The sequence below is a fragment of the Streptomyces sp. H27-H5 genome, assembly GCF_026627505.1.
Classification (GTDB): Bacteria; Actinomycetota; Actinomycetes; order Streptomycetales; family Streptomycetaceae; genus Streptomyces.
This window is the reverse complement of the sequence record NZ_JAPNLK010000049.1, coordinates 1-18,944: the sequence shown is the minus strand read 5'-3', so window position 1 is coordinate 18,944 and position 18,944 is coordinate 1. Positions and strand designations below refer to the sequence as shown.

Genomic DNA, 18,944 nt, shown 5'->3' with positions numbered 1-18,944 from the left:
GTTCCCGCGCGGCGGTTCTGACCTGCCTGTCCCACCCACGAAGGCGAAGTCAGTACATGAGTGACCGCACCTTGGCCGAGGCTCCCGCCACGGCGCCCTCCCCGCATGTCGACGCCGGTGACGAGGGCTACAGCAAGGACCTCAAGTCCCGCCACATCAACATGATCGCCATCGGCGGGGCGATAGGCACCGGCCTGTTCCTCGGTGCGGGTGGCCGGCTCGCCGGCGCCGGCCCCTCCCTCGCGATCGCCTACGCGGTGTGCGGCGTCTTCGCCTTCTTCGTGGTGCGCGCCCTCGGCGAGCTCGTCCTGTACCGCCCCTCCTCCGGCGCGTTCGTCTCGTACGCGCGCGAGTTCATGGGGGAGAAGGGCGCCTACACCGCGGGCTGGCTCTACTTCCTCAACTGGTCCACGACCACCGTCGCGGACATCACCGCCGCCGCGACCTACGCGCACTTCTGGGCGATGTTCACCGACGTCCCCCAGTGGGTCCTCGCCTTCGTCGCCCTCGCCGTCGTCCTCACCGCGAACCTGATCTCGGTGAAGTACTTCGGCGAGATGGAGTTCTGGTTCTCCCTGGTCAAGGTCGCCGCCCTGACGATCTTCCTGCTCGTCGGCATCTACCTCGTCGCCACCAGCCACGAGATCGACGGGCACACCCCGGGCCTGTCCTCCATCACCGACAACGGCGGCCTCTTCCCCGTCGGCATGCTCCCGATGCTCCTGGTGATCCAGGGCGTCGTCTTCGCGTACGCCTCCGTCGAGCTGTGCGGCGTCGCCGCCGGCGAGACCGAGAACCCCGAGAAGATCATGCCGAAGGCGATCAACTCGATCATGTGGCGCGTGGGCATCTTCTACGTCGGCTCGGTCGTCCTGCTCGCCCTGCTGCTCCCCTACACCTCGTACTCCGAGGGCCAGAGCCCCTTCGTCACGGTCTTCGACAAGCTCGGCATCCCCGGCGCCGCGGGCATCATGAACCTGGTCGTGCTCACCGCTGCCCTCTCCAGCCTGAACTCCGGCCTCTACTCCACCGGACGGATCCTGCGCTCGATGGCGATGTCCGGCTCCGCGCCGAAGTTCACCGGCGTCATGAACAAGGGCAAGGTCCCCTACGGCGGCGTGCTGTTCACCGCGGCCTTCGGCGTCGCGGGCGTCGGTCTGAACTACTTCATGCCCAAGGACGCCTTCGAGATCGTCCTGAACTTCGCCTCGCTCGGCATCCTGGGCACCTGGGCCATGGTCATGCTCTGCTCGCTGCACTTCTGGCGCCGCGCCCGGCAGGGCCGCGTGGAGCGCCCCGCCTACCGACTGCCCTGGGCCCCCTACACCCAGATCGTCACCCTGGTCTTCCTCGTCACCGTCCTGGTCCTGATGTGGTCCGACGGCGGCGTGGGCCGCACCACGGTCATGTTCGTGCCCGTCATCGGCGCGGCCCTGGTCGGCGGCTGGTTCCTGGTCCGCCGCCGCGTGGCGGAGATCGCCGCCGCCCGCCGCTGACCCGCCCGACCCGCCCGCGAGGCCCCCCGCACCGGAGTTCCGACCCGGCGCGGGGGGCCGCTCGCTTTCCGAGGGGGGACCGGCGGCGACTTGCTTCCTCAAACATGGGATGTTCCCATGTTCCGAGCAACGGAATCGAGAGGACCGGACCATGCCGCTGCGCAGCACCCCCCGCGCCACCCTCGTCGACCAGGTCATCACCCAGCTGGAGACCCTGATCGCCGACGGCGAGTGGCCGGTCGGGACCCGGATCCCCGCCGAGCCCGTACTGATCGAACAGCTCGGCGTCGGCCGCAACACCGTGCGCGAGGCCGTCCGCGCCCTCGTCCACACCGGACTCCTCGAACCCCTGCGCGGCGACGGCACCTACGTCCGCGCCAGCAGCGACTTCGGAGCGGCCGTCCAGCGCCGCCTGCGCCGCTCCGGCGAACTGGAGGCCTACGAGGTCCGCTCCGCGCTGGAGCGGGACGCCGTCCGCCACGCCGCGCGCCGCCGCACCCCCGAGGACGTCGCCGCCCTGCGCGAGGCCATGGCCGAGCGCACCCGCGGCTGGGAGAGCGGCGACATGGACGCCTTCGTCGACGCGGACCTCGCCTTCCACCGCGCCGTGGTCGCCGCCGCCCACAACAGCGTGCTGAGCGACCTCTACGAGCACTTCGCCGGCGCGCTCCGGGCCGGCGTCCACTCCGTCGTCAGCGCCCCGGTACCCGACTCCGTACGCCACCAGCTCGATGCGCACCAGGCGATCGCCGACGCCATCGAGGCCCAGGACCCCGACGCCGCGGAAGCGGCGGTCTCCGCCCACCTCGCCGAAGGCGTGGCCGCCCTGACCGGGCGCCAGCCGGACGCACGGCCGGACACGCAGCACAGTTCAGGAGCACCACGTGAGTAACAGCGCCGCCACCCGCGCCGGCCGACCCGCGATCCCCGCACCCCCACCGCCCCCGGGACCCGCGGCCGCGCCGGGCACCGGAGGCCGCCGGGCCCTCCTCCTCGCCGCCGGGGTCGTCCTGCTGGCACTCAACCTGCGCCCCGCGCTGGTCGCCGTCTCACCCCTCGCCGACACCATCCGGGCGGACAGCGGGATGTCGGCCGCCTCGGTCAGCCTGCTCACCGCGCTCCCGTTGCTCTGCTTCGGCCTGCTCGCGCCCCTCGCCCCCCGGATCGGCCGCCTCCTCGGCACGGAACGCGCCCTCCTCGCCACCACGGCCCTGATCTGCGCGGGCACGGCCCTGCGCATGCTCGACAGCGTCGCCGCCCTGTTCGCCGGCACGGTCGTCATCGGCGCGGGCATAGCCGTCGCCAACGTCCTGCTCCCCGGACTGATCAAGCGCGACTTCCCCACCCGCACCGGCCTGATGACCGGCCTGTACTCCATGTCCCTCTTCGGCGGCGCCGCCCTCGCCGCCGGCGTCACCCTGCCCGTCCGGCAGGCCGGCGACATGACCTGGCGCACCACACTCGCCTGCTGGGGCGCGCTCGCCCTGGTAGCGCTCCTCGTCTGGCTCCCGCAGGTCCGCTCCCGCGGCCGGAGCGCCGCGGCCACCGCCCGCGCCGCCGCCCACCCCGTACGCGGGCTGTGGCGCTCCTCGCTCGCCTGGCAGGTCACCGCCTACATGGGACTGCAGTCCCTCGGCTACTACGCGGCCGCCGCCTGGCTGCCCACCCTGCTCACGGACGCCGGGACGAGCCCCGCCAACGCCGGGTGGATGCTCTCCTTCTCCTCGCTGCTCGGCATCACCGGTTCCTTCCTCGCACCGGTCGTCGCCGGCCGCAGGATCGGTACGGGAACCCTCGCCGTCCTCGGCGCCGTCCTGTGCGGCCTCGGTCTCACCGGGCTCCTCGTCGCCCCGGTCGCCGGCGCGTACCTCTGGATGGTCCTGCTCGGCCTCGGCCAGGGCGTGGCGATCAGCCTCGCGCTCCTGTTCATCCTGCACCGCACGCCCGACGCCCGGCACACCGCGCAGCTCTCCAGCATGGCCCAGTGCCTCGGCTACACCCTGGCCGCCACCGGCCCCGCCGTCCTCGGCACGATCCACGACGCCTCCCACACCTGGACGCTCCCGCTGATCGTGCTCCTGGTCCTGCTGATCCCGCAGATCGCCGCGGGCCTCGGCGCCTCCCGCCCCCTGCACGTGGCCGGTCGCCCCTGACCCCGCGTCTGCCGGAGACCTCCCGAGGTCTCCGGCAGACGCGCGTCCGGACGTTCGGGAAAGGGAGACGTTCCGGAAACGCAAAAGAACCCCACCGAAGTGGGGTTCCTGCCGGTGTCCGAGGGGGGACTTGAACCCCCACGCCCGATAAAGGGCACTAGCACCTCAAGCTAGCGCGTCTGCCATTCCGCCACCCGGACAAGGTGTCTGTCTCGCGTCCCTCGCGGGCCGTTCCGACGTGGAAAACATTACCAAACATTCCGGGGTCCTCGATCACACCCCCCGGTGACCGGGGATCGCCCTTGGGGACAGCGGTCCGTGGGGCGAGGATGGAGGGAGGAAGTCGGCACTGATCAGTGGGAGGAAGCAGCGTGAGCGAATCGAGCGCGGGCAGGACCGTCTCCGGCGAGGACGAGGTCGTCGACCTCTGCCGTGACCTCATCCGGATCGACACCAGCAACTACGGGGACCACTCCGGCCCCGGTGAGCGGAAAGCGGCCGAGTGGGTCGCGGAGCAGCTGGCCGAGGTCGGGCTGGAGCCGCAGATCTTCGAGTCGCACAAGGGGCGGGCCTCCACCGTCGCGCGCATCGAGGGCGAGGACCCGTCCCGGCCGGCGCTGCTGATCCACGGCCACACCGACGTCGTCCCGGCCAACGCCGCCGACTGGACGTACGACCCGTTCGCCGGCGAGATCGCGGACGGGTGCCTGTGGGGGCGCGGCGCGGTCGACATGAAGGACATGGACGCGATGACGCTGGCCGTCGTGCGCGACCGGATGCGCAGCGGCCGCAAGCCCCCGCGCGACATCGTGCTCGCGTTCCTCGCCGACGAGGAGGCGGGCGGCGTCTACGGGGCCCGGCACCTCGTCGACAAGCATCCCGGCCTCTTCGAAGGGGTCACCGAGGCGATCGGCGAGGTCGGCGGCTTCTCGTTCACCGTCAACGAGAACCTGCGCCTGTACCTGGTGGAGACCGCTCAGAAGGGCATGCACTGGATGCGGCTCACGGTGGAGGGCACCGCGGGTCACGGCTCCATGACCAATAACGACAACGCCATCACGGAGCTGTGCGAGGCCGTGGGTCGGCTGGGCCGCCACCAGTGGCCGGTGCGCGTGACCAAGACCGTGCGGTCCTTCCTGGACGAACTCTCGGACGCGCTCGGCACCCCCCTCGACCCCGACAACATGGACGCGACGCTCGCCAAGCTCGGCGGCATCGCCAAGATGGTCGGGGCCACCCTGCGCAACTCCGCGGCCCCGACGATGCTCGGCGCCGGCTACAAGGTCAACGTCATCCCCGGCCAGGCCACCGCGCACGTGGACGGTCGCTTCCTGCCCGGCTACGAGGACGAGTTCTTCGCGGACCTCGACCGGATCCTCGGCCCGCGCGTGAAGCGCGAGGACGTCCACGCGGACAAGGCCCTGGAGACCGACTTCGACGGAAAGCTCGTCGACGCCATGCAGACCGCGCTGAAGGCGGAGGACCCGATCGCGCGCGCGGTTCCGTACATGCTCTCCGGCGGCACGGACGCCAAGTCCTTCGACGACCTCGGCATCCGCTGCTTCGGCTTCGCCCCGCTCCAGTTGCCCCCGGAGCTGGACTTCGCGGGCATGTTCCACGGCGTGGACGAGCGGGTGCCGGTGGACGGGCTGAAGTTCGGTGTTCGCGTGCTCGACCGATTCATCGACAACGCCTGACGGGCGGAAATCGGGAAGGTGTGCGGATGCCACTGAGAAGAGTGAATGCACTCATACGCTCGTAGCCCTGGTGATCCTTCCTCGTTACAGGTGGTGCGGTCCGCGGCTGGGACCGCACTTGCCTACTAGGAGGAACAATGCTCAAGAAGGTTGTCGCCGCTGCGGCTGCCACTGGTGGTCTCATTCTCGCGGGTGCGGGCATGGCTGCCGCCGACGCGGGTGCCCAGGGTGCGGCCATCGGTTCGCCCGGTGTCCTGTCCGGCAACGTCGTCCAGGTTCCGGTCCACGTGCCGGTCAACGTCTGCGGCAACACGATCAACGTGATCGGTCTGCTGAACCCGGCCTTCGGCAACACCTGCGTCAACGCCTGACGTATCTGAAGACCCGGGCCCGATCTCGATCACGCGGCCCGGCTTCCGACATCTCGGCGCGACGGGCGGGGGAGCCTGCAGGGCCTGCGCGTCGACCCAACGTGCACAACAGGGGACGAGTACAGATGCGACGACCGGTAGTACAGGTCACCAGGAAGACCCTGATCACCATGGCGGCCGCGGGAGGTGTTCTCGCGCTGGGCGGGGGTGTCGCCCAGGCGGACGCCGGAGCGTCCGGCCATGCCGCGAACTCACCGGGCCTGCTGTCCGGGAACAACCTCCAGGCGCCCGTGGACGTACCGGTGAACGCCTGCGGGAACACCGTGAACGTGGTGGGAGGCCTGAACCCCGCCTTCGGCAACCGCTGCGAGAACGCCGGCAAGCCGACCCGGCCGGGCCACCCCGGAAACCCGGGTCACCCCGGAAACCCGGGTCACCCCGGAAACCCGGGCCACCCCGGGCACCCCGGGCATCCGGGCGACCCGGGCGAGCCGTGCGACGACGAGCCGGGCAACCCCGGTAACCCGGGCAACCCCGGTAACCCGGGCAACCCCGGTAACCCGGGTACGCCCGGCAACCCCGGGACCCCTGGCAACCCCGGAACCCCTGGCAACCCGGGTACGCCCGGCAATCCCGGAACCCCTGGCAACCCGGGTACGCCCGGCAATCCCGGAACCCCTGGCAACCCGGGTACGCCCGGCAACCCCGGGACCCCTGGCAACCCCGGGACCCCTGGGAACCCGGGCAACCCCGGCACGCCTGGTACTCCCGGCAACCCCGGCACCCCGAGTACGCCCGGCAACCCCGGTACTCCCGTGACGCCCGGACAGGGTCCGGGGTTGGCCGCCACCGGGGCCGGTGACGTCCTCAGCGCCGGCGTTCCGCTCGCGGGCGGGCTGTTGCTCGCCGGCGCCGTGCTCTATCGGCGCGCCCGCAACGCCGCCTGACGGTCGCTCACGACGCGGGTCCCGCCCCCGGGACCCGCGTCACCACGTGGCGCGGACCTGGCGGATGATCCGGCGGCGCAACCGCACGCGGCGACTGCCGTCCCGGTGCAATGTCAGTCGGTCCAGTTCCCAGTGCCCGTACTCGGCATGGTCGGTCAACAGGCGGGTGGCCTCGTGACGAGGAACCCCGCGAGGCACGTACACGTCGACAAATTCGTATTCCGGCATCGCATCTATTGTGCGGGCAGAGCCCTGCTACGGATAGCGTCTGCACTATGTCTGATGCCGCTCTGCCCACTGTTGCCGAGGTACGCGCCGCCGCCGAGGCGGTCAAGGCCGCGCTCGACCGTCACCTCGCCGCGGTCGAGAGCAGGATCGGGGACGAGGACCCGGCCGTCTACGCCGCCTTCAACGAACTCGCCGCAGCGGCCGAGGAGTACGACGAGCTCCTGTACGACCGCTACGACGAGGTCACCCCCTTCGAGATCCCGACGCCCGAGGACGGTGTCCCGTACACCGGCCCCGCCGAGCCCGCCGCCTTCAGCGTGCTCATCCGCCGCGACTACGCCGTCGTGGAACCGCAGCGACTGATCGCCCAGGCCGAGCGTGTCGCCGCGCACGACCGGGACGCGGAGCTGGTCGACGACGGGGGCACCGCGGGTGCCCTCGGCGTGCTCTTCGGGGAGTACGAGCCCGACGAGATCGCCTCCCGCTACAAGGAGTTCGGCCTGGAGGAAGGGGACTCCACGCTCTGGCTCGCCGCCTCGGAGGAGATCGCCGAGCCGGGCGAGTGGCTGGACACCCCCTTCGGGCACACCGACCCGCAGGACGTCCTGCACCGCTTCGACGTGAGCGCGGTCTTCGACGAGGAGCCGGACGACTTCGAGGACGACGAGGCCGAGGAGGCCGCCGCGCCGGGCCTGACCCCGGCCTGACCCCGGGCAGCGGTGTGCCCCCGCCCGGACCCGGGCGGGGGCACACCGTCGTCACCCGCGCTACCGAGGCTGTTCGGCCGAGGCCACCAGGGCCCGCAGCAGGCCCGTCAGGCGGGTCGTACGCGGCTTCGGCAGCCCCTGGGCCACCGCGACCGGCAGCGCCTGGTCCACGCCGTGCACCACGGACAGGTGCCGCTCGGCCCGCCCGAACGCCGTGTACACCCAGTCCCGCGACAGAGCCTCCGCCGCGTCGCCCGGCAGGACCACGACCACCGCCGGCCAGCGCGCGCCCACGGCCTGGTGCGCGGTCACCGCCCAGCCGTGCCGGACCCGCGCCTCCACCTGCTCCTGCGGTACGACGATCCGCTCGCCCGCGGCGTCCAGGTGCAGCCCCTGCGCGTCGGCCGACACCACCCGCGCGGGCAGCGCCCGACCCGGCGAGGGCACGTGCACCACCCGGTCTCCGGGATCGAAGCCGCCGAAGCGGCCGGGGCCGGGGTTCAGCCGCTCCTTGAGGGCCGCGTTCAGCGCCCGGGTGCCCGCCGAGCCGCCGTGGCCGGGAGTGATGACCTGTACGCCGTCCGCCGGGACCCCGAACGCGCGGGGCACCGACTCGGACACCAGCTGAACGGTCCGGTGCACGGCCTCCCCGGCGTCGCGCACCGGGACGATGACGACCTCCTTGCCGGGAGCCTCCACCTGGTTCAGCTCCCCGATCCCGATGCCCGAGACCAGCTCGCCGAGCGGGCCGGGGTCCGGCGTGCGGGAGACCGACTGCGGGCAGGCACGGGCCGCCAGCACATCCGCGAACACCCGCCCCGGCCCGGCCGAGCCGAGGACGCCCGGATCCCCCGACAGCACCAGCCGGGCGCCGTCCGGCACCGACTCCACCAGCGCGGCGGCGGTCTCCACGTCCAGCTGGGGGGCGTCCAGGACGATGAGCAGGTCCAGCGCGAACTGGCCGTCCGCGTCCCGCCCGGGCCCCTCGGCGCCGGCGAGCAGGCCCGTCACGGTGACGGCGCCCTCGTGCGGCACGTGGGCGGCCAGGCAGGCCCGCAGTCCGAACTCCCGGGCCACCGCGAGCAGGGCCGCCGGTTCGGCGCGGGCCGCCTCGCCACCGGTGTGGGTGACCAGACCGTGCCCGGAGACCGCCCGGATCAGATCGGCGCCCGGGCCGGTGGCGGCCTTCTCCCAATCGGCCGCCCCGCCGAAGGTGTTGGCGAGCCGGGCCAGCCCGTCGGCCAGGCTCTCCTCGGCCAGGGCGCAGCCCTCCAGACCGACGAGGACCCGTACCGGGGGCTCCTCGCCCTCGGCGTACTCGGTGCCCGGCGGGTCCAACGGCTCGTTGAACACCAGCACCGTGCCGTCCCCGATGGCCTGCTCCAGCGCCTCCCCGGCGTCCGGGACGCCGTACTGGGCCAACGCCTTCTCCAGGACCGGGGCCTCCAGCGCGGTGTGTCCCTTCAGGGCGGCCTGCTCCAGCAGCCACCCCACCAGCGCGGCGCTGCGGCGCTCGTCGGCCGGGCCGGCCTCGGGGCCCAGCAGGGCCCGGGCGAATCCGTCCGCCTGGGTGGGACGCACCCCGGCCACCGCCAACAGCAGCCAGGGGTCCTCGGCGAGCCGCTCGGCCGCGCCCTCGCCGAGCACGCCGGCGGCCTGGGCCGCCAGGGTCTCCGGGGCGCCACCGCGCAGCAGGACGGCGCGTACGGCGTCGACGTCGCCGACGGCGACCGCCGCCACGGGTGCGGGGGTGCGGGGCTGCGGGGGAGCGGCGGCCGGAGCGGGGCGCGGCGCGGCCGGGGCGTCGTCGAAGTACACGGGGGCGGGCTGGGCGCCGCTCTCCACGGCCCGTACGGCGGCCAGCAGGTCGGCGGCCGTCCCGCTGAGCTTCGCGCCGGCCTCGATCGGCGCCTCGCGCTCCGCCTTGCGCCGGGCGATCCGCTCCCGCTCGACCTTCTGCGCGGCCAACTCCGCCGCCGCCTCGCTGAGCGCGGGCGTGGCACCCTCCGCGTCGCCGGTCGGCGTCGCGCCCGACTCAGCGGCATCGGCGGCAGCGGTGTCGGCCGCGGCATCGTCGGACGCGGCCTCCGCCTCGGCGTCCTCCGCGGTCGTGTCGGCGGTCGTGTCAGCGGGCGTGTCCGTCACCGACGGCACCGGGGCCTCGGCCTCGGGCCCTTCGGCATCCGGCTCGGCATCCGGTGCGGCCTCCGTGTCCGACGGGGGCTCGGACGGTGCGCCGGCGGCCGGGTCCGCCTCCGGCGGAGCGACGCCGTCGGAGCCGTCCGTGGGCTCGCCCTCCGGGCCGGGGGCGGCCAGTTCATCCGCGGCGGCGGGCTCGGGGGCCTGACGGTCCGTACTCACAGCGTGCTCCAGTCCTGATCGGGGTAGCGGTGCACGGGCGCCGACACGTCGTCCAGCGCACGGCAGATCTCCTCGGGAAGACTAAGCGCCTCCACCGACAGCGCCGCGCCGAGCTGCGCCGCCGTCCGCGCGCCGACGATCGGCGCGACGACGCCCGGCCGGTCCCGGATCCACGCCAGCGCCACCTGGAGCGGGGTCACCGCCAGTCCCTGGGCCGCCGTCGCCACCGCGTCCACGATCCGGCTCGCGGGATCGTCCAGGTACGGGTCCACGAACGCCGCCAGGGTCTGCGACGCGGCCCGGGAGTCGGCCGGGGTCCCGTCCCGGTACTTGCCCGTCAGGACCCCGCGCCCCAGCGGCGACGAGGGGAGCAGGCCCACGCCCAGGTCCAGCGCCGCCGGCAGCACCTCGCGCTCCACGCCCCGCTGGAGGAGCGAGTACTCCATCTGCGTCGACGCCAGCCGGGTCCGCAGGCCCGGCGCCGCCAGTTGCCAGGTCGCCGCCTTCGCCAACTGCCAGCCGCTGAAGCCGGCCACCCCCGCGTACCGCGCGCGCCCGCTGCTCACGGCCAGGTCCAGGGCCTGGAGGGTCTCCTCCAGCGGGGTTCCCGGATCGAAGGCGTGCACCTGCCACAGGTCCACGTAGTCGGTGCCCAGGCGGGCCAGCGAATCGTCCAGGGCGGCCAGCAGGTGGCCGCGCGAACAGTCGAAGCGCCGATCCGGGTCCCGTACGGACCCCGACTTGGTGGCGATCACCAGTTCCCGCCGCGGCGCCGCTCCGCCGATCAACTGCCCCAGGAGGTACTCCGCCTCCCCGCCCCCGTACACGTCGGCGGTGTCGACGAGGGTGCCGCCCGCCTCCCAGAAGGTCTTCAACTGCTCGGCCGCGCCCGCCTCGTCGGGTCCTTCCGCGGACCGTCCCCAGGTCAGGGTGCCGAGGCCGATCCGGGAGACGCGCAGTCCGGTGCGGCCGAGATGCCTCTGCTCCATGAGCGCTGAGACTACTGGGGCACTGACGGGGGGCACCGTGGCGCGCTACAGTCCCCCGCAGACCAACGTTACTGATCGGTAAACCGGTAAGGGGACGACACATGCGGCTCGGCATCAATCTCGGTTACTGGGGTGCGGGCATGGACGCCGACAACCTCGCCGTCGCCCAGGAGGCCGACCGCCTCGGGTACGACGTCTGCTGGGCGGCCGAGGCCTACGGCTCGGACGCGGCCACGGTCCTGGCCTGGGTCGCGGCCCAGACCGAGCGGATCGACGTCGGCTCGGCCATCTTCCAGATCCCGGCCCGCCAGCCCGCCATGACGGCCATGACCGCCGCCACCCTGGACTCGCTCACCAAGGGCCGCTTCCGACTCGGCCTCGGGGTCTCCGGACCGCAGGTCTCGGAGGGCTGGTACGGCGTGAAGTTCGACAAGCCGCTCGCCCGGACCCGCGAGTACGTGGAGATCGTCCGCAAGGCGATGAGCCGCGAGCGACTGAGCTACGAAGGGCAGCACTGGACCCTCCCGCTGCCCGGCGGCCCCGGCAAGCCGATCAAGCTCACCGTGCACCCCGAGCGCGAGCACATCCCGCTCTACATCGCCGCGATCGGGCCGAAGAACCTGGAGCAGACGGGCGAGATCGCCGACGGCGCCCTGCTGATCTTCCCGGCGGCCGAGCACCTGGAGGAGACGGCCCTGCGGCACATCCGCGCGGGCCGCGAGAAGGCGGGCCTGACGATGGACGGCTTCGACGTCTGTCCGACCGTGCCGCTGGCCGTCGGCGCCGACGTGGTCGGACTCGCGGACATGTTCCGCCCCTACACGGCGCTGTACGTCGGGGGCATGGGCAGCCCCAAGCAGAACTTCTACAACCAGTTGGCCCAGCGCATGGGCTACGAGAAGGAAGCGGCCGAGATCCAGGAGAAGTACCTGGGCGGCGACAAGGCGGGCGCGGCGGCCGCCGTCCCGCACTCGCTGATCGACTCGACCACCCTGCTGGGCTCGGTGGAGCGGATCGCGGACGGGATGCGGGCCTACGCGGAAGCCGGGGTCACGACGCTGACGCTGGCCCCGGCCGGATTCACGCTGGACGAGCGGATCACCGCCCTGCGCGCCGGAACCGAGGCGCTGGAACTGGCGGGTCTCGCCTGAGGCGAGGAGTCGGAAGTTCTGCGGCCGTGGTGGGGGCTCGGGGGGTCTTCCCCGCCACGGCCGACACCGCCAACAACGCGATCGGCGGCCCCCGGGTTACGCCCTGCGGCCACCGCCTTCGGTTCGTTCATTCGGCCGAGCGGCGCGACGCATCGGTTGCCCGTCCGCTCCATCCGCATTTGACTCGTTACATGCTCTCTGCCCGCAGCCTGTTCCAGGAGATCGTCGACCACGACGAGTCCTTCCAGCTGTTCTGCTCCATCGCCGCCAGCGGGGAGTCCCAGGGCGGCTGGGAGAACGCCCGGATCGCCACCCTCGTGCCGGCCGGCATGCGCGATCTCGGACCCAAGATCACCCGCCACGGCACCGACGAGGACAAGCACGGCCGGATCTTCCGGGCCCTGCTCCGCAAGCGCGGGCTGCCGGCCGTCCCCGTCCCGCCCGAGACCGACTACACGATGCTGCTGGAGCGGCGCGGCATCGGGCTCGCCCACGACAAGCTGCGCCGCGACGAACCGCTGACCGAGGAGGACATCGTCGTCTACCTCGCGCACAGCCGGGTCACCGAGCAGCGCGCCGCGGACCAGATGGTGATGCTGGTCAAGTGCTTCGGGGACCACCCCGAGATCGGCAAGGCCGTCCGCATGATCAGCAACGACGAGGACAACCACCTCGCCTACTGCCACGAGGAACTCCTGCGCCTCGCCCACGGGGGTCATGCCCGGACCATCCAGCGGACCCTGCGCACCAGCGCGCTCGCCGAGATCGGCGTCTACCGCGACGTGAGCCTCGCCGTGATGGCGCACATGGGGCGGATCCTGTGCTGGCCCGCGCCCAAGTCAGCCGCGCTCGCCGCCGGCATCCGCGCCATGTACGCGTACGAGCGCTTCAGCGGCTGGCACCGCATGGTCGACCTGCGGCTGCCCGATCGGATTGACGCGCTGGGCGGCGAACCCGTCACCGCGCCCGAGTTCGCCTGAGCGGCCCGGCGGCGCCCCGCGGGAGACGGCCTACAGCCAGCCGCGGCGCTTGAACATCCGGTGCAGCCCCAGACAGAGCACCGCCATGATCACCAGCAACACCGGGTAGCCCCAGCGCTGGTGGAGCTCCCACATGTGGTCGAAGTTCATGCCGTAGATCCCCGCGACCATCGTCGGGACGGCCGCCATCGCCGCCCAGGCGGAGATCTTGCGCATGTCGTCGTTCTGTCGGACGCCCATCTGCGCCAGATGCGCCGCCAGCGCGTCCGACAGCAACCGGTCCAAGCCCTCGATGTACTCGTTCGCCTTCGTCAGGTGGTCGGCGACGTCACGGAAGAAGGGCTGGGCGTGGTCGTGCACGAACGGCACGCTGCCGAAGGCGAGGCGGTCCATCGGCTGGAGCAGCGGACTCGTCGCCCGACGGAACTCCAGCACCTGCCGCTTGAAGCCGTAGATCCGGGCAGCCGTGTTCTTCGTGTCCGCGACGTTCGGCGCGAACACCTCCGCCTCCAACTCCTCCAGGTCCGACTGGAGCTCGGCCGCCACCTCGATGTAGTGGTCCACCACGGCGTCGGACACCGCGTACAGGACGGCCGTCGGCCCGTGCTTGAGCACGTCCGGCTCGTGCTCCAGCCGGTGCCGGACGGCGGCCAGGGCGGCCCCCTCGCCGTGCCGGACGGTGACCACGAACGAGTCCCCGATGAAGACCATCAGCTCACCGGCGGTCACGGTGTCCGTCGCGTCGTCGTACATCACCGGCTTGAGGACCACGAACAGCGAATCGTCGTACACCTCCAGCTTCGGCCGCTGGTGCGCCCCCAGCGCGTCCTCCACCGCCAGGGGATGCAGGCCGAACTCCTGGCTGACGTGCTCGAATTCCTTCTCCGTCGGCTCGTGCATGCCGACCCAGACGAAGGCGTCGCCACTGGCCCGGGCCTCTTCCAGAGCGTCCGAGAAGTCCTTCGGGGCCTGGGAACGGCGGCCGTCCCGGTACATCGCGCAGTCGACAATCACCCGGCGCATTCTTCCCTGAGCCCACCCCACCCGCACACAGGCGGCACCGCTTAGGCTGGGCCCATGGCCACGCTGATCCTCGTACGACACGGGCGGTCCACCGCCAACACCGCAGGCTTGCTCGCCGGATGGACCCCGGGAGTGGCCCTCGACGAACGCGGCGCCGAACAGGCCGCCGCGCTGCCCGGTCGACTCGCCGGGGTGCCCCTCGCGGCCGTCGTCAGCAGCCCGCTCCAGCGCTGCCGGGAAACGCTGGCCCCGCTGCTCGCCGCCCGGCCCGAGCTGACCGAGCACACCGACGACCGGATCGGCGAGTGCCACTACGGCGACTGGTCCGGCCGCAAGCTCTCCGAACTCGCCGACGAACCCTTGATGAAGATCGTCCAGCAGCATCCCTCGGCCGTGTCCTTCCCCGGCGGCGAGTCCATGCGGGCCATGCAGGCCCGCGCCGTGGACGCCGTGCGCGAGTGGGACGCGCGGATCGAGGAGGAGCACGGCGGCGACGCCGTCTTCCTCATGTGCTCGCACGGGGACATCATCAAGTCCCTTGTGGCGGACGCCCTCGGCATGCACCTCGACCTCTTCCAGCGGATCCACGTCGACCCCTGCTCGGTCACCGCGATCCGCTACACCGCGACCCGACCGTTCGTGTTCCGGCTCGGCGACACCGGCGACTTCGGGTCGCTGATCCCGCGCGCGTCCCCCGAGACCCCGAAGGATCCCGAAGCCGACGGGAACGCCGTCGTGGGAGGCGGTGCGGGCGCGGCCTGATCGAACGGCGCAGTAGGGTGGACGGGCCAACACAAGTGCACAGCACCGCCCCTTCCCCCGCCGCCGAAACTTGGAGACTGGACGTGCCCCGTCAGGTTTTCCTTTACGACCCGCCGGACCGCTTCGTGGCCGGCACGGTCGGTCTGCCTGGACGTCGTACGTTCTTCCTCCAGGCCTCCTCGGGCCCCCGGGTCACGAGCGTGTCCCTGGAGAAGACGCAGGTCGCGGCCCTGGCCGAGCGGATGGACGAACTGCTGGACGAGGTCGTTCGGCGCACCGGCGGCAACGCCCCCGTCCCCGCCGTCGCCTCCACCGAGGCGGCCGACACCGCACCGCTCGACGCTCCCGTCGAGGAGGAGTTCCGCGTCGGGACCATGGCGCTCGCCTGGGACGGCGAGGAACAGCGCATGATCGTCGAGGCCCAGGCACTCGTCGAACTCGACGCCGACTCGGACGAGGATCTCGCCGAGGCGGAGGAGCGCCTGCTCCAGGACGAGGAGAACGGGCCCCCGATGCTCCGCGTCCGCCTCTCCGGCACCCAGGCACGGGCCTTCGCCAAACGCGCCCTCGACGTCGTCAACGCGGGCCGCCCGCCGTGCCCGCTGTGCAGCCTGCCCCTCGACCCCGAAGGACACGTGTGTCCGCGCCAGAACGGCTACCGGCGCCAGGCGTGAGCCCCGCGACCCCGATCGAGGAACTGCTCGCCCGAGGTGAGCTGACCGTCCGCGCCCGCATCGCCGAGGCCTCCAACGCCGTCCTGTTCTGCACGGTGACGCACGAGGGCGAGAGCGTCGACTGCGTCTACAAGCCGATCAAGGGCGAGCGGCCGCTGTGGGACTTCCCCGACGGCAACCTCGCCCAGCGCGAGCGCGCCGCCTATCTCGTCTCCGAGGCCACCGGTTGGGGCCTCGTGCCGACGACCGTGCTGCGCGACGGCCCGTACGGCGAGGGCATGGTCCAGCACTGGATCGACGCCGGGGAATCACCGGAGGCCGAGCTCCTCGCGCTCGTCGAGGGCGAGAAGGCCGGCGAGGGCTGGAAGCCGGTGGCCTTCGCCGAGGTGGGCGAGGGGCGCACCGCGCTGCTCGTGCACGCCGACGACCCCCGGCTGCGCCGGCTCTCCGTCCTCGACGCCGTGATCAACAACGGCGACCGCAAGGGCGGTCACCTGCTGCCCGCGCCCGACGGTCGGCTCTACGGCATCGATCACGGAGTGACCTTCCACACGGAGCACAAGCTGCGCACCCTGCTCTGGGGGTGGGCGGGGGAGTCGCTGACGGACGAGGCCCGGTCGGCGCTCGCCTCCCTGGCCGACCAGCTGGCCGACGGAGGGCCGCTCGCCACCCGGCTGGCCGAACTGATCACCGCCGTCGAGTTGGACGCCGTACGGGCCCGTGTGGCCCATCTGGTGCGCACCGGGACGCATCCGAAGCCGTCCGGACAGTGGCCCGCGATCCCCTGGCCGCCGGTCTGAACCGAGCCGGCCCCACATGCATGGAACCGGCCAGATCGCAAGAGCGTCGATCAAGCCAACAGTGCAGGTCCGGTTCGTTTCCGGAACACCAGTCCGGTTAGTCTCGATGCATGCATGCCTGGCCCGCTTCTGAGGTCCCCGCCCTGCCCGGCAAGGGCCGCGACCTCCAGATCCACGACACCGCGACCCAAGGGACGATCACCCTCGACCCCGGTCCCGTCGCCCGTATCTACGTCTGCGGCATCACTCCGTACGACGCGACCCACATCGGTCACGCGGCGACCTACAACGCGTTCGACCTCGTCCAGCGCGTGTGGCTCGACAACAAGCGGCAGGTTCACTACGTCCAGAACGTCACCGACGTGGACGACCCGCTGCTGGAGCGTGCGCTGCGGGACGGCCAGGACTGGACCGAGCTCGCCGAACGCGAGACGGCCCTCTTCCGCGAGGACATGACCGCCCTGCGGATGCTGCCGCCCCGCCACTACATCGGCGCCGTCGAGGCCATACCCGGCATCGTGCCGCTGGTCGAACGGCTCCGGGAGGCGGGCGCCGCCTACGAGCTCGACGGCGACGTCTACTTCTCCGTGGAGTCCGACCCGCACTTCGGTCAGGTCTCCCACCTCGACGCCGAGGCGATGCGGCTGCTGTCCGCGGAGCGCGGCGGCGACCCCGAGCGCCCCGGCAAGAAGAACCCGCTCGACCCGATGCTGTGGATGGCCGCCCGCCCGGGCGAGCCGAGCTGGGACGGCGGCTCGCTGGGCCGCGGCCGGCCCGGCTGGCACATCGAGTGCGTGGCCATCGCCCTGGACCACCTCGGCATGGGCTTCGACATCCAGGGCGGCGGCTCCGACCTGGCCTTCCCGCACCACGAGATGGGCGCCTCGCACGCCCAGGCCCTGACGGGCGAGTTCCCGATGGCCAAGGCGTACGTCCACGCCGGCATGGTCGCGCTCAACGGCGAGAAGATGTCGAAGTCGAAGGGCAACCTGGTCTTCGTCTCCGCGCTGCGCCGCGCCGGAGTCGACCCGGCCGCCATCCGACTCGCCCTGCTGGCCCACCACTACCGGGCCGACTGGGAGTGGACGGACCAGGTCCTCGCCGAGGCGGTCGCCCGCCTCGAACGCTGGCGCGCGGCCGTGTCCCGACCGGACGGCATCCCCGCCGACACCCTCGTCGAGGAGGTCCGCGAGGCCCTCGCCGACGACCTGGACGCCCCCGCCGCGCTGGCCGCGGTGGACCGCTGGGCCGAACTCCAGATCGCCGCGTCCGGCGACGACGAATCGGCCCCCGGCCTGGTCTCCCGGACGGTCGACGCCCTGCTGGGCGTGGCCCTGTAGAACACGGGGGAGCACACCTCCCCTACAACGCAGCGCGCCCCGGCGGTCACCGCCGGGGCGCGCTGCGTTCGTTCACCACACCCCCGGCCGGCCGGCCGGTCAGGCCTCGGGGGTGTCCTCGTCCGTGTCCGGCGTGTCGGGCGCCTCGGGCGACCCCGCCGTCTCCTCCGGTCCGGGCCTCGGCTTGGGCTGCGGACGGCCGCCGCCCGAGAGGTCGCGGAAGTACGAGCCGGTGTCCCCGGCCGTGCCCGGATCGGCCGCCGGGTCACGGCGCCTCAGGTACCGCTCGAACTCCCGGGCGATCGCGTCGCCCGAGGCCTCCGGCAGGTCCGCGGTGTCCCGCGCCTCCTCCAGCGTCTGCACGTACTCGGCCACCTCGCTGTCCTCGGCGGCCAGTTGGTCCACACCCAACTGCCAGGCCCGCGCGTCCTCGGGGAGTTCGCCGAGCGGGATCCGGATGTCGATCAGATCCTCCAACCGGTTCAGCAACGCCAGCGTCGCCTTCGGGTTCGGCGGCTGAGACACGTAGTGCGGCACCGCCGCCCACAGCGACACCGCCGGCACGCCCGCGTGCGTGCAGGCCTCTTGGAGCACGCCCACGATCCCGGTCGGACCCTCGTACTTGGTCTCCTCCAGGTCCATCGTGCGCGCCAGGTCGGCGTCGGACGTCACACCGCTCACCGGCACCGGCCGGGTGTGCGGGGTGTCGCCGAGCAGCGCCCCCAGGATGACGACCATCTCCACGCCCAACTCGTGGGCGAAGCCGAGGATCTCGTTGCAGAACGACCGCCACCGCATGGACGGTTCGATGCCCCGCACCAGCACCAGGTCGCGCGGCTTCGCGCCGCCGATCCTGACCACCGACAGACGCGTCGTCGGCCAGGTGATCTTCCTTACCCCGTTGTCCAGCCAGACCGTCGGCCGGTTGACCTGGAAGTCGTAGTAGTCCTCGGCGTCCAGAGCCGCGAAGACCTCGCCCTTCCACTCCCGGTCAAGGTGCGTCACCGCACCGGAGGCGGCGTCACCCGCGTCGTTCCAGCCCTCGAACGCGGCCACCATGACCGGGTCGATCAGCTCGGGCACGCCCTCAAGCTCGATCACCCAGGTCTCCTTCCGAAGTTCCCTTGCGTACGTGGGTCAGCCTAAGTGGTCTGCGTCGTAAGTCCTTCGGGGGTTGATCACGCGGCCTTGGCGGCGGAGGATTCTTCTGGGTGATCGGCGGTGTGCTGGTCGAGCCTGGCCAGGAGATCGTCCAGGTCGGAGGT

The 18,944-nt window shown here is 72.3% G+C and carries 18 protein-coding genes and 1 tRNA gene; 13 read left to right on the top strand and 6 right to left on the bottom strand.

All coding sequences use genetic code 11. The annotated features are described in order from the left end of the window. Window positions 1–56: 56 nt before the first annotated feature. From OTB19_RS23745 to OTB19_RS23735, 3 genes are all read left to right on the top strand, one after another. Window positions 57–1,496 carry an amino acid permease gene (locus OTB19_RS23745; RefSeq protein ID WP_267800383.1) on the top strand — a complete coding sequence of 480 codons (1,440 nt, stop codon included), beginning with the start codon at window positions 57–59 and terminating at the stop codon, window positions 1,494–1,496. A gap of 151 nt (window positions 1,497–1,647) precedes the next feature. Continuing rightward, on the top strand, window positions 1,648–2,388 hold the full coding sequence (locus OTB19_RS23740) for a FadR/GntR family transcriptional regulator (RefSeq protein ID WP_267800382.1): 741 nt from the start codon (window positions 1,648–1,650) through the stop codon (window positions 2,386–2,388). Beyond that, on the top strand, window positions 2,381–3,649 hold the full coding sequence (locus OTB19_RS23735) for a CynX/NimT family MFS transporter (protein ID WP_267800381.1): 1,269 nt from the start codon (window positions 2,381–2,383) through the stop codon (window positions 3,647–3,649). Before OTB19_RS23740 ends, OTB19_RS23735 begins: the two co-directional genes overlap by 8 nt. A gap of 115 nt (window positions 3,650–3,764) precedes the next feature. Here the strand turns inward: OTB19_RS23735 and OTB19_RS23730 are convergent. Further along, a tRNA-Leu gene (locus OTB19_RS23730) sits at window positions 3,765–3,849 on the bottom strand. 171 nt (window positions 3,850–4,020) lie between these two features. Between OTB19_RS23730 and OTB19_RS23725 the strand changes: the two genes are divergently transcribed. The 3 genes from OTB19_RS23725 (at window position 4,021) to OTB19_RS43405 (ending at window position 6,664) form a co-directional block, all read left to right on the top strand. Beyond that, window positions 4,021–5,346, top strand: coding sequence for a M20/M25/M40 family metallo-hydrolase (locus tag OTB19_RS23725; RefSeq protein ID WP_266951209.1), 1,326 nt, complete (start codon window positions 4,021–4,023; stop codon window positions 5,344–5,346). A gap of 137 nt (window positions 5,347–5,483) precedes the next feature. Continuing rightward, on the top strand, window positions 5,484–5,717 hold the full coding sequence (gene chpH / locus OTB19_RS23720; RefSeq protein WP_053678804.1) for a chaplin ChpH: 234 nt from the start codon (window positions 5,484–5,486) through the stop codon (window positions 5,715–5,717). A 125-nt stretch (window positions 5,718–5,842) separates the two neighbouring features. Next, window positions 5,843–6,664 (top strand): chaplin, encoded by an 822-nt coding sequence (locus OTB19_RS43405; protein WP_324290538.1) that lies wholly within the window; start codon window positions 5,843–5,845, stop codon window positions 6,662–6,664. A 39-nt stretch (window positions 6,665–6,703) separates the two neighbouring features. Here OTB19_RS43405 and OTB19_RS23710 read toward each other — a convergent pair whose 3' ends face one another. Further along, a complete protein-coding gene (locus tag OTB19_RS23710; protein ID WP_053678800.1) occupies window positions 6,704–6,892 on the bottom strand; it encodes a DUF5703 family protein in 189 nt (62 codons plus the stop codon). A 47-nt stretch (window positions 6,893–6,939) separates the two neighbouring features. Here OTB19_RS23710 and OTB19_RS23705 point away from each other — a divergent pair, with 47 nt between their 5' ends. Continuing rightward, on the top strand, window positions 6,940–7,599 hold the full coding sequence (locus OTB19_RS23705) for a hypothetical protein (protein WP_267800380.1): 660 nt from the start codon (window positions 6,940–6,942) through the stop codon (window positions 7,597–7,599). Window positions 7,600–7,659: 60 nt separating this feature from the next. Here the strand turns inward: OTB19_RS23705 and OTB19_RS23700 are convergent, their stop codons facing one another. Together OTB19_RS23700 and OTB19_RS23695 are read right to left on the bottom strand one after the other, a co-directional pair. Beyond that, window positions 7,660–9,960, bottom strand: a complete 2,301-nt coding sequence (locus OTB19_RS23700) for an ATP-dependent DNA helicase (RefSeq protein ID WP_267800379.1) — start codon at window positions 9,958–9,960, stop codon at window positions 7,660–7,662. Further along, on the bottom strand, window positions 9,957–10,949 hold the full coding sequence (locus OTB19_RS23695; RefSeq protein WP_267800378.1) for an aldo/keto reductase: 993 nt from the start codon (window positions 10,947–10,949) through the stop codon (window positions 9,957–9,959). The genes OTB19_RS23700 and OTB19_RS23695 overlap by 4 nt, the downstream gene beginning before the upstream one ends. Before the next feature lie 101 nt (window positions 10,950–11,050). On the opposite strand from OTB19_RS23695, the gene OTB19_RS23690 reads away from it, so the two are divergent. Both OTB19_RS23690 and OTB19_RS23685 read left to right on the top strand, forming a co-directional pair. Next, on the top strand, window positions 11,051–12,100 hold the full coding sequence (locus OTB19_RS23690; RefSeq protein WP_267800377.1) for an LLM class F420-dependent oxidoreductase: 1,050 nt from the start codon (window positions 11,051–11,053) through the stop codon (window positions 12,098–12,100). A gap of 191 nt (window positions 12,101–12,291) precedes the next feature. Continuing rightward, window positions 12,292–13,080, top strand: a complete 789-nt coding sequence (locus OTB19_RS23685; protein WP_267800376.1) for a ferritin-like domain-containing protein — start codon at window positions 12,292–12,294, stop codon at window positions 13,078–13,080. 30 nt (window positions 13,081–13,110) lie between these two features. Here OTB19_RS23685 and corA read toward each other — a convergent pair whose 3' ends face one another. Then, the gene (gene corA, locus OTB19_RS23680) at window positions 13,111–14,103 is read right to left on the bottom strand and encodes a magnesium/cobalt transporter CorA (protein WP_267800375.1); all 993 of its coding nucleotides are present in this window, start codon (window positions 14,101–14,103) and stop codon (window positions 13,111–13,113) included. 54 nt (window positions 14,104–14,157) lie between these two features. Between corA and OTB19_RS23675 the strand changes: the two genes are divergently transcribed. The 4 genes from OTB19_RS23675 (at window position 14,158) to mshC (ending at window position 17,679) form a co-directional block, all read left to right on the top strand. Beyond that, window positions 14,158–14,865 (top strand): histidine phosphatase family protein, encoded by a 708-nt coding sequence (locus OTB19_RS23675; protein ID WP_267800374.1) that lies wholly within the window; start codon window positions 14,158–14,160, stop codon window positions 14,863–14,865. 83 nt (window positions 14,866–14,948) lie between these two features. Further along, complete coding sequence (locus OTB19_RS23670; protein WP_267800373.1) at window positions 14,949–15,539, top strand: DUF3090 domain-containing protein; 591 nt, start codon at window positions 14,949–14,951, stop codon at window positions 15,537–15,539. Then, window positions 15,503–16,339, top strand: a complete 837-nt coding sequence (locus tag OTB19_RS23665; RefSeq protein WP_267800372.1) for an SCO1664 family protein — start codon at window positions 15,503–15,505, stop codon at window positions 16,337–16,339. The genes OTB19_RS23670 and OTB19_RS23665 overlap by 37 nt, the downstream gene beginning before the upstream one ends. 110 nt (window positions 16,340–16,449) lie before the next feature. Next, window positions 16,450–17,679: a cysteine--1-D-myo-inosityl 2-amino-2-deoxy-alpha-D-glucopyranoside ligase gene (gene mshC, locus OTB19_RS23660; protein WP_267800371.1), complete on the top strand. Its 1,230-nt coding sequence runs from the start codon at window positions 16,450–16,452 to the stop codon at window positions 17,677–17,679. 99 nt (window positions 17,680–17,778) lie between these two features. Here the strand turns inward: mshC and OTB19_RS23655 are convergent, their stop codons facing one another. Then, on the bottom strand, window positions 17,779–18,780 hold the full coding sequence (locus tag OTB19_RS23655; RefSeq protein WP_267800370.1) for a PAC2 family protein: 1,002 nt from the start codon (window positions 18,778–18,780) through the stop codon (window positions 17,779–17,781). Between the last annotated feature and the right edge of the window lie 164 nt (window positions 18,781–18,944).